Below are 11,702 nucleotides of genomic sequence, written 5' to 3'. Positions count from 1 at the left end.
CCCGCATCGCAGCGCGAACCTCAGTTTGTCGCGGCGGGCGGCGGCTGCCTTGCGCAAGATCAAGCAGGGCGCTCCGCGAGCCCCTTAAATCGCGGGATGACAACGGTTCCACCATAGGCGAGGATGTTTGCTAAAACCCATCGATCACCTCCATCCGGATCACCGATGATCTCCGACGACCAGAACGAGGACGGCAATCGCGAATGGTCGCGGTTCTGGCTCACGGCGCGGCAATTCTGGCTCGGATCGACGGCATGGCGGGTCTGGCTGCTCTGCGTCGCCCTGGTCGTCCTCGTGGTGCTCCAGCTCTACGTGCAGTTCCGCTTCAATTACTGGAACAGGGATTTCTTCGACGCGCTGGAGGGCCGCGATCCGACGCGGCTGCGGCAGCAGGCCGCTCTGCTCATTCCGCTTTGTCTGGCGAGCGTCGTGCTGGCGATCGTCTCGGTGTGGGGCCGCATGGCGATGCAACGCAACTGGCGGCAATGGTTGAGTGCCAAGGTGATCAACTATTGGGTCGAGGACGATCGCTATGCGCGGCTCGCGACGGTGCAGGGCGATCTGAAGATTCCGGAGTATCGCATCGCCGAGGACGTCCGCATCGCCACCGATGCGCCGATCGACTTCGTGGTCAGTGTGATCTCCTCGCTGCTGACGGCGGTCGTGTTCGTCCAGGTGCTGTGGCAGGTCGGCGGATCCATCGGCTTCGTCGTGGGCGGGCAGCAGTTGTGGATTCCAGGCTACCTGGTGGTCAGCGTCGTCATCTATTCCGGGCTGGTGACCGGGGCCATGCTGTGGGTCGGTTCGCCGCTCACGCGCGTCATCCAGACCAAGAACCAGGCCGAGTCGGAGCTGATCACCGCGGCCCATCACTTGCGCGACATCGGCGAAGGCATCGCGCCCAAGCAGGAGGAACGCAGCGTCATTGCCGGGCTGTGGATGGCGCTCGACCGCACGATCCAGCAATGGAAGCGGCTGTGCTGGCAGCTGATGCGCAACACCCTGGTGTCTCATCTGAATACGCTGCTCGCGCCGATCATCGGCCTCGTGCTGTGCGCGCCGAAATTCCTCGGCGATCAGATGACCCTGGGCGAACTCACCCAGGCAGCCGCTGCGTTCACGCTGGTGCAGGGGTCGTTCAATTGGATGGTGGACAATTTCAACCGCCTCGCCGAGTGGATGTCGTCGCTGGAGCGCGTCGGCGGGTTGCTGCTCTCGCTCGATCGGCTCAACGGTGATGCGGCGAGCGATGTCACGCCGTCTCAAGCCGCACGTCAGCCTGCAGACGGCTGACGTCGGCGGGATCGCACAGCGCGGTGCCGGTGCGCAGCAGCGCCGCAGCACCTGCGGCGACCGCAAAGCGAAACGCGTCGTCCAGCAACTCGCCCGCGGCGAGCTTCGCGACCAGCGCGCCGAGAAAACTGTCGCCGGCGCCGACCGCATTGACCGGCACCATCGTCAGCGGCTGAGCGCGCAGCACGCGGTCGCGGGTCACCAGCAGGGCGCCGAGATGACCCATGGTGAGCGCGACGGTGCCGGCCTTGCCGCTCGCGACCAGCGCGTGGGCGGCTTTCTCCCACGCCGTTGCATCGGGCAGGGCGCCGCCGACCAGCTCTTGCATCTCGTGCAGCGACGGCTTCATCAGGTCGATGCCGCCGGCAACCGCCGCGGCCAGAGCTGGACCCGAGGTGTCGAGCACGAATTGCGCGCCGCGTGATCGTGCAAGCGTCGCAGCGCGCGCGTAGAAGTCGGTCGGCACGCCGCGCGGCAGGCTGCCGCTGCCGATGACGAAGCGGGGGAACGGATCCTGGGCTGCGAGCAAGGCAAGGCCGGCCTGCCATTCGGCCTCGGTCAGCGTCGGACCCGGCAGGATGAAGCGATAGGGCTGGCCGCTGACGCGCTCCTGGACGAAGAAGTCCTCGCGCGTGTCCTCGGCCGTCGCCCAGGTGCGGCTGGCGACGCCTTCCTTCTCGACGAGCTGCTTCAGCAGCAGGCCGGTCGGACCGCCGACCGGATAGAGCGCGGTGACGTCGCCGCCGAGGCGGGCGATGACACGGGCGACGTTGATGCCGCCGCCGCCGGGATCTCGCTGTTGCGTCGTGCCGCGCAGCTTGGCCACCGGCACGATTTTCTCGACGCTCGTCGAGACGTCGACGGCCGGGTTCGGCGTGATCGTGACGATGTCGCTCATTCGATCTCAGTGCGTCGGGGAGCCGCCGCTCGCGGTGATGCCGGCCTCGAAGAACGATTTGAGACCGAGGAAGCTGATGTCGGGCTTGGTGACGATGTGCACCGGGATCGGCCGCAGATAGCTGTCATAGCGTCCCTTGCTCTCGAACTGCCGGCGAAAATCGGATCGTGCAAAGTAGTCGGGAAACCGCGGCGGGATGCCGCCGGCGATGTAGACGCCGCCGCGGGCACAGAAGGTGAGCGTCAGGTTGCCGGCGACGGCGCCGAGCCAGGCGCAGAACATGTCGAGCGTGGCGCGGCTGGTGGCGCAGCCGCCGTCGAGCGCGGCGCTGGTGATGGCGGCGGCGTCGCGCTTCGGCACCGAGGCTCCGTCGACGGCCGCGATGGCATGATAGACGTTTTCGAGACCCCTGCCGGACAGCGCGCGCTCGATCGAGACATGGCCGAAGTGCTCGCGCATCTTGGCCAGCACCGCGGCCTCGCGCGCGGTGGTGGCCGGCAAGGTGGCGTGACCTGCCTCGGTGACGGCAACCGTGGGACGGCCGCCGCCCGGCAGATAGCAGGCCGCGCCGAACCCGGTGCCCGGGCCGATCACCAGCATCGGTGCGCCGGCGACGGCCGCGCTGCCGCCGAGCGGATACAGATCATCCGGCCGGAGCGCCGGCAGCGACCAGCCGACGGCCTCGAAATCGTTCAGCAGCTTCGCCGAGCGGAGATTGAATTGCGCGGCCAGCTCGGCGCCGTCGATGGCCCAGGTGCTGTTGGTCAGCATGCCGCGATTGCGCTCGATCGGCCCGGCGATATCGAGCACGGCCGCGGAGGGCGCTCCGCCTTCTGCGTGCCGCGACAGGAACGCGGTGATCGCATCGGCAATGGTGGCGAAGTCCGCGACCTTCAGGTGTTCGACCTCGCCGACCACGCCATCGTCGAGCAGCGCGAAGCGCGCATTTGTGCCGCCGATATCGCCCAGAAGAACGCGATCGCTCATGCCTCAGTCTTCCGCCCGGTTGTACGGCCCGTCGGAGGTCCGGTGGGCCGCGATCATGTCCGCATACCATCGCGCAGACGCCTTGGGAATGCGACGCTGCGTGGTGTGGTCGACATAGACAATGCCGAAACGCTGCGAATAGCCCGCCCCCCATTCAAAATTATCCAGCAGCGACCACACGAAATAGCCGCGGACGTCGGCGCCTTCTTTCATCGCCTGTTCCATGGCGGCAGTGTAGGCCTTGAGATAGGCGATCCGGTCCACGTCATGAACCTGGCCATCATTGCCGAGGACGTCGGCAGCTGCGGTGCCGTTTTCAAGCACGTAGATCGGAAGCTGGAACCGCTGGTGGATATCCAGCAGCGTGTCGTGGAACGCACCGGGCACGACCGGCCAGCCGATCGCGCTGCGCGGCACGGTGTCGGGCGCCGGCCCGAAGCTCGCCCCGATCAGGTTGGTGTCAGCCCTCACGTAATGCGGCGAGTAGTGGTTGAGCCCGAACCAGTCGACGGGCCGTGCGATCTGCGCCATGTCGCCGGGCGCGACATATGGCGCGACGGCCTCCGCCAGCTCCGGCGGGTAGCTGGCAAACGCTTGCGGGAACGGGAAAGCGTCGTTCCAATAGGCTGCGAGCCGCAGCGCCGCTGCAGCGTCCGCCGGCTTGCTGGTGCAGGGATAGCAGGGCTGGCGGTTGTGGATCGCGCCGATCGAGGCGCCGGCGACGTCTTTGCGCAGCACGTCGACGGCGCGGCCATGGCTGAGATTGACGTGATGGATCGCCTTGTGCAGCGCCGTCTTGTCGGCCAAGCCAGGGGCATGCCAGCCGAGGCCGTAGCCGAACAGCGTGAACACGCAGGGCTCGTTGAAGGTGGCGAAGCGCTTGACCCGGTCGCCATAGCGCCGCGCGACCAGCGCGGTATAGTCGGCGAACCAGCCGGCGATGTCGCGGTTCTGCCAGCCGCCGAGCGCCTCCAGCGCCTGCGGCAGGTCCCAGTGGTAGAGACAGAGCCACGGCTCTATCTCAGCGGCAAGCAGGGCGTCGATCAGGCGGTCGTAGAAGGCGAGGCCGGCTTCGTTGGCCGCGCCGCGGCCTTGCGGCAGCACCCGCGGCCAGGAGATCGAGAAGCGATAGGCGTTGAGGCCGAGCTCTTGCATCAACGCCACGTCGCCGGCGTAGCGGTGATAATGGTCGCATGCGGTCTCGGCCGTGTCGTTGGTCTTGGTGCGGCCCGGCGCGCGCAGAAAGACATCCCAGATGCTGTCGGCACGGCCGTCGAGATGGGCTGCGCCCTCGATCTGGAAGGCCGAGGTCGAGGCACCCCAGAGAAAGCTCGGACGGATGGTCATGATCGAGAGGGGCCCTTGCGTTGTTGCGATCAGCCGCATGATGGCGGTCGCCGGCGCTCCGCCGTTGACCGGGATCAAGCCGACGATACCGTGGCCGGTGTGGCCTGCGAAGATGTCCTGCGCCGGGCAATGGCAATCATGCAGGCAACAGGCTTGCATCGGAGCCGAAAGCTGTGGAACGTGCGGCCGCCGAAAACTGGAGTCCCGGCGCGAATGAGCGTTTTTCTGCTGCGGCGCTGCCTGACCTTGCTGGCGACCCTCGTCGGCGCGTCGCTGATCATATTCCTGGTGCTCGACGCGCTCCCGGGCAACGCCGCCCAGATGCTGATGGGCGCGGATGCCTCGCCCGATGCGGTCAGGGCGCTGACGGTCAAGCTCGGGCTGGATCAGCCGCTGGCCTGGCGCTACCTGCACTGGATCGGCGGCATGCTGAGCGGCGATCTCGGCAACAGCTATGCCTATGGCACGCCGGTGGCCGAACTGATCCGCGAGCGGCTGGCGATGACGATTCCGCTCGCGATCCTGGCCATGGGACTCACGACCGTGCTGGCGCTCGCGGCCGGCATCTACACGGCCGCCAATCACAACCGCCTCGGCGATGTCGGCGTGATGTCCCTGACCCAGATCGGCATCGCCTTGCCGAACTTCTGGTTCGCGATCCTCCTGATCCTCCTGTTTGCGGTGAAGCTGCAATGGCTGTCGGCCGGCGGCTTCCCCGGCTGGGAGGACGGCATCTGGCCGGGGCTGCGCGCGCTGCTGTTGCCGGCTGTGGCGCTGGCGGTGGTGCAGGCCGCGATCCTGGCGCGGGTGACGCGCTCTGCGGTGCTCGACGTTCTGCGCGAGGATTTCGTCCGGACCGCGCGCGCCAAGGGCCTGACGAAGCGCGAGGTGCTGTGGCAGCACGTCTTGCGCAACGCGATGATCCCAGTGCTCACCGTGATGGGACTGCAATTCGCAAACCTGCTGGCCGGCACCATCGTGATCGAGAACGTGTTCTATCTGCCGGGCCTGGGGCGTCTCATCTTCCAGTCGATCGCCAATCGCGATCTCATCGTCGTGCGCAATTGCGTCATGCTGCTGGCGGCGATGGTGATCGTCGTCAACTTCGTGGTCGACGTGCTCTATGCGGTGATCGATCCGCGCATCAAGGTGCACGAGCTGTGAGTCCGTCCGTGATCATTCAAGCCGCAGCCGCCACGGCCCCCGCGCCGAGCGCGTTCTGGCGCCGCGCGCTGCGCCATCGCAGCTTCATCGTCGGCGCGCTGCTGTGTCTGCTGGTGCTCGGCGCTGCGCTGCTGTCGCTGGTGTGGACGCCGTGGTCGGCCTATGAGATCGACGTCGCCTCGAAGCTGCGGCCGCCGTCATCAGCGCATTGGCTCGGCACCGACGTGCTCGGCCGCGATATCGTCTCGCTGCTCTTGGTCGGCGCGCGAGCGACCATTCTGGTCGGCATCATCGCCGTCGGCATCGGTCTTACCTGCGGCGTCTGCCTCGGCCTGATCGCAGCCGCGCAGCGCGGCTGGACCGAGGAGCTGATCATGCGCTTCAGCGATTTCACCTTCGCCTTTCCGGCGGTGTTGTCGGCGATCATGCTGGCGGCTGTGATCGGCCCGGGCATGGTGACCTCGATCACCGCGATCGGCATCTTCCAGATCCCGGTGTTCGTGCGCGTCACCCGCGGCCAGGCCGGTGCTGTCTGGGCGCGCGAGTTCATCCTGGCGGCACGCGCTGCCGGCAAGGGCCGCTTCCGCATCACCATCGAGCACGTGCTGCCGAACATCCTGTCGATCCTGATCGTGCAGGCGACGATCCAGTTTGCGCTGGCGATCCTGGCGGAGGCGGCGCTGTCTTATCTCGGCTTGGGCACCCAGCCGCCGCAGCCGTCCTGGGGGCGCATGCTGAACGATGCGCAGACCTTGCTGTTCCAGTCGCCGAGCCTCGCCGTGTACCCCGGCGCCGCCATCGCGCTCGCGGTGCTCGGCCTCAACCTGCTCGGCGACGGCCTGCGTGATCTGCTCGACCCACGGCTGGCGAGGCAGCGATGATGGCGAGCGATCAGCCTCTGCTCGATGTCAGCGGTCTCGGCATCCGGCTCAACACCAGCCGCGGCCCGGCGCAAGCGGTGCGCGAGGTGTCGTTCGCGCTCCGGCGCGGCGAGACCTTGGGCATCGTCGGCGAGTCCGGCTGCGGCAAGTCGATCACGGCGCTCGCTCTGCTCGGGCTTCTGCCCGACAGCGCTGTCGTCAGCGGCAGCATCAAGCTCGATGGCCGCGAGCTGGTCGGATTGCCCGATGCCGATTACTGCAAGCTGCGCGGCAACCGCATCAGCATGATCTTTCAGGAGCCGATGACCGCGCTCAACCCGATGCATACGATCGGCCACCAGGTGGCCGAGCCGCTGCTGCGACATACCGGCTGCTCGGCGACTGAAGCGAAACGCCAGGCGATCGCGCTGCTCGACCGCGTCGGTCTGCCGGACCCCACCCGACGCTACGACGCCTATCCGCACCAGTTTTCCGGCGGCCAGCGCCAGCGCGTCACCATCGCGATGGCGCTGGCCTGCAGGCCCGACGTGCTGATTGCCGACGAGCCGACCACCGCGCTCGACGTCACCATCCAGCGCCAGATCCTCGACCTCATCGCCGATCTCGTGGCGGAGCAGGGCATGGCGATGATCTTGATCTCGCATGATCTCGGCGTCATCGCCGAGAATGTGCAGCGCATGATCGTGATGTATGGCGGCACGGTGGTCGAGAGCGGCAGCACCGATGCGGTGTTCTCGCGCATGGGCCATCCCTACACGCAGGGCCTGTTCCGCGCGCGGCCGCGGCTCGGGGCCCGCAAGGGTACGCGGCTTGCGACCATCGCCGGTACCGTGCCGGAGCTCGCCGATCTGCCGGCCGGCTGTCCGTTCGCCGATCGCTGTGCGCTGGTCGTCGACGCCTGCCGCGCGGCGCTGCCGCCGGCGATCGAGATCGGCATCGGTCATGGCGTCCGTTGCATCCGGACCGATGTCGCGCTTGCGCGTGATCCGGTGGGAGTTGTCGCTTGAGCACGGCATCGCAAGGAGCTGGCGAGACGCCGCTGCTCGAGGTCAGGGATCTCGTGCAGCGCTATACGCTGCCGCGGGAGAGCCTGCTGCGCCCAGCCGGACAGGTGCTCGCGCTCAATGGCGTGTCCTTGGCGTTGATGCCGGGCAAGAGCCTCGGCATCGTCGGCGAGTCCGGCTCGGGCAAGTCGACCCTGGCGCGGCTGATCATGGCGCTGGAGCGGCCGTCGTCGGGATCGGTGCTGATGGCGGGGCGCGATCTCGACCGACTGCCGGCCGACGAGCTGCGCCGCGCCCGCCGCGATTTCCAGATGGTGTTCCAGGACCCTTATGGCTCGCTCGATCCGCGCCAGACCATCGCGCGCATCGTGGCCGAGCCGCTCACGGTTCTGGAAAGCCCGGATCGCGAGTCCTTGCGGACGCGTGTCGCGAGCGTGCTGCGGCAGGTCGGGTTGCGCGATGCCGACATGGACAAGTATCCGCATGAGTTCTCCGGCGGCCAGCGCCAGCGCATCGCGATCGCGCGGGCGCTGATCACGCAGCCGAAGCTGATCGTCGCCGACGAGCCCGTCAGCGCGCTCGACGTCTCGGTGCAGGCGCAGGTGCTCAATTTGATGCAGGACCTGCAGGAGCAATTCGGCCTCAGCTATGTGCTGATCAGTCATGATCTGGCAGTCGTCGACTATCTCTGCGACGAGGTCGCGGTGATGTATCTCGGGCGCATCGTCGAGCGCGGACGGCCCGAGGATCTGTTCGGCCAGTGCGCGCACCCGTACACCCGGGCGCTGCTCGACGCCGTGCCGCGGGCGCAGGCCGGCGCGATCCGGCGCCGGCTCGAGAGCGTCGCGATCGCGTCGCAATCCCTCGGCGCGGCCGGATGCGCCTACGCGCCGCGCTGTCCACTCGCTGATGCCCAGTGCCGGGCGACGGCACCCTCCCTGCGGGCGCTCACGGGGCTGCATTCCGCTGCCTGCCACAAGGCGGAAAGCGTGATGGCGCTGCCGGCGCTCGTCGCCGCAGAACACCAGCCTCTTGTCTCGAAGCCGCTTTGACGCGTAACTTGGTTCCGTCCGGGAGAAACGAACAATGTTGAAAAGACTATCCATCGTCGCATTGGCCGCGCTCGTCGCGGCCACCGCTGTGCCGGCCTCGGCACAAAGCAAGAAGGACAGCGTCGTCGTCGGCATGACCTTGGAGCCGCCGGGGCTCGATCCGACCAGCGCGGCCGCCGCGGCCATCGCCGAGGTCACGCTCTACAACGTCTATGAGACGCTGACCAAGATCAACGAGGACGGCTCGGTGTCGCCGCTGCTGGCCTCGAGCTGGCAGGCCTCGTCGGATCTGAAGAGCTACACTTTCAAGCTCGTCAAGGGCGTGAAATTCCAGAACGGCGAGGCATTCGATTCCGCCGCCGTGAAGTTCTCGTTCGAGCGCGCCGGCGCCGCGAACAGCACCAACAAGGACAAGGCGCTGTTCCAGGCGATGGAGGCGGTCAACGCGCCCGATGCCGAGACGATCGAGGTCAAGCTCAAATATTCCGAGCCCAACCTGCCGTTCCTGCTCGGACAGGCCACAGCCGCGATCGTCGAGCCGAAGAGCGCGCCGACCAACGCGACGCAGCCGGTCGGTACTGGGCCGTACACGCTGGGTAGCTGGGCCAAGGGCTCGTCCCTGAGCTTGAACAAATGGCCGGACTATCGCAACGCCGCAGCCGTGAAGCTGTCCAAGGTGACGATCCGCTTCATCTCCGATCCGGCGGCGCAGGTCGCGGCGCTGCTGTCGGGCGACGTTGACGCCTTTCCGCGCGGCACCACGGCGCGCACCATCGCGCAGTTCAAGTCCGACCCGCGCTTCACCGTGCTGATCGGCGGCTCAAAGGCGAAGACCATCGTCACCATCAACAACAAGAAGAAGCCGCTCGACGACGTCCGCGTCCGCCGCGCGATCCTTGCCGCGATCGATCGCAAGGCGATGATCGAAGGCGCCGTCGACGGCCTGGGTACGCCGATCGGCAGCTTCTACGTGCCGGGCTCGCTCGGCTATGTCGACACCACCGACATCAATCCCTACGACCCGGAGAAGGCCAAGAAGCTGCTGGCGGAAGCCGGCATCGCCACGCCGCTGCAACTGTCGCTGCGGCTGCCGCCGCCGGCCTATGCGCGCCAGGGCGGCGAGGTGCTCGCGGCTCAATTGGCCAAGGTCGGCATCGTCGCCAAGATCGAGAATCTCGAATGGGCGGCGTGGCTGTCACAGGTGTTCAACGGACCGCATGATTTCGACCTGACCATCGTCTCGCATGTCGAGCCGTTCGATCTCGTGAAGTTCACCGATAAGAACTACTACTTCGGCTATCAGTCCGAGGCCTTCGACAAGCTGTATCAGAAGATCGTCGACACGCCGAACGAGGCGGAGCGCACCAAGCTGCTCGGCGACGCCCAGCGCATGCTGGCAACGGATGCGGCCGCCGGCTTCCTGTTCCAGCCGCAGTGGATCACGGTGATCAACAAGAAGCTGAAGGGCGTCTGGAAGGACGTGCCTCAGTTCGAGAACGATTTCGCGAGCTGGTCGTGGGAATGATCGTGAGCCCGTTTTGCTTGGCTGCGAAATAATTCCTGCGCAATGCGGTGCCCTCTCCCCTTGTGGAAGAGGGCATCGCCGGTCCATCCATATGTGCGGTCGCGTGACGGGTATCTTTCCACGAACGACACCATTAATTCTACAGATCAGTTCGGCCATTCGATGGGCGTAAAGCGCATCTGCCGTCGTCGCATTTCAGCCTGAAGCTCCTGGGCGTATTGCTTGGCCCGGTCTCCGATGAGACGATAGGGTCCCCCGATCCGACTATCAGCGGCAACTTGCTTTCGGACACTCTCATAATAGGCCAACAGACTTTCGTCGGTTGAATTCTCAAATCGCATCGATGCTCCCCGAAACACAACCTTAGGTGTCAAATTTTGCCACTATCGCCGCTGCACAGCAGTGACATAGGTTAAGTTCCGTTGCCCAAAAAAAGTTCCTTGTGTGTTCCGGATTATGACCGAGCGAATTTTGCTCCGGAGCCCGGGGGGGGGGGAACTTGGGACCGCGGGCTGCGTAGAATTTGGGGTGTCGGCGTCGACCGAGCGCTCAGGAACCTGCCGGTTTCGGCAGCGGTCGCGCGCATGGGACGAACAACGGTTTCGCGGCAGACGCGGCCGAGCTGTCAAGAAGGGCGAGGGCTGCGATGCGCACCGAAGTTCTCGTCGTCGGCGGCGGGCCGGCCGGCCTGATGGCCGCGATCTATCTGGCGCGGTTCCGACGGGACGTCGTGATCATCGACAGCGGCGCATCTCGGGCAGCCCTGATTCCCCGCAGTCATAATCTACCTGGCTTTCCTGACGGCATTTCGGGACATGAGCTGCTCGCGCGGATGGAGCATCAGGTGGAGGACCTCCGCGTCCCGATCATCCGCGGCACGGTGACATCGCTCGACAGGACCGGCGCGGACGTCGTCGCGACATATGCTGACGGTGCAATCGCCGCGCAGCGGGTGATTCTGGCGACGGGGATCGTCGACAGGCAGTTTCCTCTTCCCGACTGGATCGAGGCGGTTCGCCAGGGTGAGCTGCGCTACTGCCCTGTCTGCGATGGCTACGAGGCAGCCGACCGCAAGATCGCGATCGTCGGTGCACTCGGTCATGCTGCAGGCAAGGCGCTGTTCATGCGTGTCTACAGCGCCGACATCACGTTGATCCCGAGCGATGACGCGCAGAACGACGCAGCGCGGGAGGAGCTGGCCGCGGCCGGGGTTCGCGTGATGCCGCCTCTCCGGTCGCTTCAGCGCCGGAGCGGTGCCATCGAGGCGGTGTTCGCAGATGGCGCCAGCGAACCCTTCGAGGTCATCTATCCCGCGCTGGGGGCTGAGGTCCGCTCGGAGCTCGCCATCCGGATGGGCGCGCGACACACGGCCGAGGATTTTCTGGAGGTGGACGCCAAGCAGCGCTGCGGCGTCGACGGGCTTTATGGTATCGGCGACGTCGTCACCGACCTACACCAGATCTCGGTCGCGTTCGGCCATGCCGCGGTGGCCGCCTGCCACGCACATCATTCGCTGCCGATGCGCTATGTGTAACCTTCCGGCAGGACAAT

General features: G+C 66.4%; 11 protein-coding genes. 7 read left to right on the top strand and 4 right to left on the bottom strand.

All coding sequences use genetic code 11. The features are described from left to right. Positions 1-165 precede the first annotated feature (165 nt). Positions 166-1,293 carry an SbmA/BacA-like family transporter gene (locus tag QW868_RS16285; RefSeq protein WP_316230941.1) on the top strand — a complete coding sequence of 376 codons (1,128 nt, stop codon included), beginning with the start codon at positions 166-168 and terminating at the stop codon, positions 1,291-1,293. Here QW868_RS16285 and QW868_RS16280 read toward each other — a convergent pair. From QW868_RS16280 to QW868_RS16270, 3 genes are read right to left on the bottom strand one after another with little or no spacing between them, the layout of a single operon-like run. Further along, positions 1,253-2,191, bottom strand: a complete 939-nt coding sequence (locus QW868_RS16280; protein ID WP_315778095.1) for a 1-phosphofructokinase family hexose kinase — start codon at positions 2,189-2,191, stop codon at positions 1,253-1,255. The genes QW868_RS16285 and QW868_RS16280 overlap by 41 nt on opposite strands. Before the next feature lie 6 nt (positions 2,192-2,197). Continuing rightward, positions 2,198-3,178, bottom strand: coding sequence for a glucokinase (gene glk, locus QW868_RS16275; RefSeq protein ID WP_315778096.1), 981 nt, complete (start codon positions 3,176-3,178; stop codon positions 2,198-2,200). Between the two features lie 3 nt (positions 3,179-3,181). Beyond that, positions 3,182-4,525: a GH1 family beta-glucosidase gene (locus QW868_RS16270; RefSeq protein WP_315785601.1), complete on the bottom strand. Its 1,344-nt coding sequence runs from the start codon at positions 4,523-4,525 to the stop codon at positions 3,182-3,184. Positions 4,526-4,738: 213 nt separating this feature from the next. Between QW868_RS16270 and QW868_RS16265 the strand changes: the two genes are divergently transcribed. Genes QW868_RS16265 through QW868_RS16245 form a run of 5 tightly spaced genes read left to right on the top strand, consistent with a single transcriptional unit; the run spans position 4,739 to position 10,151 of the window. Further along, positions 4,739-5,689, top strand: a complete 951-nt coding sequence (locus tag QW868_RS16265; RefSeq protein WP_315778097.1) for an ABC transporter permease — start codon at positions 4,739-4,741, stop codon at positions 5,687-5,689. Next, positions 5,686-6,570 carry an ABC transporter permease gene (locus QW868_RS16260; protein ID WP_316230940.1) on the top strand — a complete coding sequence of 295 codons (885 nt, stop codon included), beginning with the start codon at positions 5,686-5,688 and terminating at the stop codon, positions 6,568-6,570. The genes QW868_RS16265 and QW868_RS16260 overlap by 4 nt, the downstream gene beginning before the upstream one ends. Further along, a complete protein-coding gene (locus QW868_RS16255) occupies positions 6,567-7,577 on the top strand; it encodes an ABC transporter ATP-binding protein (protein WP_315813143.1) in 1,011 nt (336 codons plus the stop codon). The genes QW868_RS16260 and QW868_RS16255 overlap by 4 nt, the downstream gene beginning before the upstream one ends. Further along, positions 7,574-8,626 (top strand): oligopeptide/dipeptide ABC transporter ATP-binding protein, encoded by a 1,053-nt coding sequence (locus tag QW868_RS16250; protein ID WP_316230939.1) that lies wholly within the window; start codon positions 7,574-7,576, stop codon positions 8,624-8,626. Before QW868_RS16255 ends, QW868_RS16250 begins: the two co-directional genes overlap by 4 nt. Before the next feature lie 34 nt (positions 8,627-8,660). Further along, positions 8,661-10,151, top strand: coding sequence for an ABC transporter substrate-binding protein (locus QW868_RS16245; RefSeq protein WP_315798202.1), 1,491 nt, complete (start codon positions 8,661-8,663; stop codon positions 10,149-10,151). A 146-nt stretch (positions 10,152-10,297) separates the two neighbouring features. Here the strand turns inward: QW868_RS16245 and QW868_RS16240 are convergent, their stop codons facing one another. Next, positions 10,298-10,492: a hypothetical protein gene (locus QW868_RS16240; RefSeq protein WP_315755179.1), complete on the bottom strand. Its 195-nt coding sequence runs from the start codon at positions 10,490-10,492 to the stop codon at positions 10,298-10,300. 305 nt (positions 10,493-10,797) lie between these two features. Here QW868_RS16240 and QW868_RS16235 point away from each other — a divergent pair, with 305 nt between their 5' ends. Continuing rightward, positions 10,798-11,685 (top strand): NAD(P)/FAD-dependent oxidoreductase, encoded by an 888-nt coding sequence (locus tag QW868_RS16235; RefSeq protein ID WP_316230938.1) that lies wholly within the window; start codon positions 10,798-10,800, stop codon positions 11,683-11,685. The last annotated feature ends 17 nt before the right edge of the window (positions 11,686-11,702 follow it).

Origin of the sequence: Bradyrhizobium sp. SZCCHNR1051, from assembly GCF_032489615.1 — a bacterium.
Classification (GTDB): domain Bacteria; phylum Pseudomonadota; class Alphaproteobacteria; order Rhizobiales; family Xanthobacteraceae; genus Bradyrhizobium.
The sequence above is the reverse complement of the archived record's forward strand: the minus strand, read 5'-3'. Positions and strand labels throughout refer to the sequence as shown.

What these genes read in the sequence shown, in the direction of transcription:
- QW868_RS16235 (WP_316230938.1), top strand. Translation starts at nt 10,798, where the DNA reads ATGCGCACCGAAGTTCTCGTCGTCGGCGGCGGGCCGGCCGGCCTGATG.
- QW868_RS16240 (WP_315755179.1), bottom strand. Translation starts at nt 10,492, where the DNA reads ATGCGATTTGAGAATTCAACCGACGAAAGTCTGTTGGCCTATTATGAG.
- QW868_RS16265 (WP_315778097.1), top strand. Translation starts at nt 4,739, where the DNA reads ATGAGCGTTTTTCTGCTGCGGCGCTGCCTGACCTTGCTGGCGACCCTC.
- QW868_RS16245 (WP_315798202.1), top strand. Translation starts at nt 8,661, where the DNA reads ATGTTGAAAAGACTATCCATCGTCGCATTGGCCGCGCTCGTCGCGGCC.
- QW868_RS16255 (WP_315813143.1), top strand. Translation starts at nt 6,567, where the DNA reads ATGATGGCGAGCGATCAGCCTCTGCTCGATGTCAGCGGTCTCGGCATC.
- QW868_RS16280 (WP_315778095.1), bottom strand. Translation starts at nt 2,191, where the DNA reads ATGAGCGACATCGTCACGATCACGCCGAACCCGGCCGTCGACGTCTCG.
- glk (WP_315778096.1), bottom strand. Translation starts at nt 3,178, where the DNA reads ATGAGCGATCGCGTTCTTCTGGGCGATATCGGCGGCACAAATGCGCGC.
- QW868_RS16270 (WP_315785601.1), bottom strand. Translation starts at nt 4,525, where the DNA reads ATGACCATCCGTCCGAGCTTTCTCTGGGGTGCCTCGACCTCGGCCTTC.
- QW868_RS16285 (WP_316230941.1), top strand. Translation starts at nt 166, where the DNA reads ATGATCTCCGACGACCAGAACGAGGACGGCAATCGCGAATGGTCGCGG.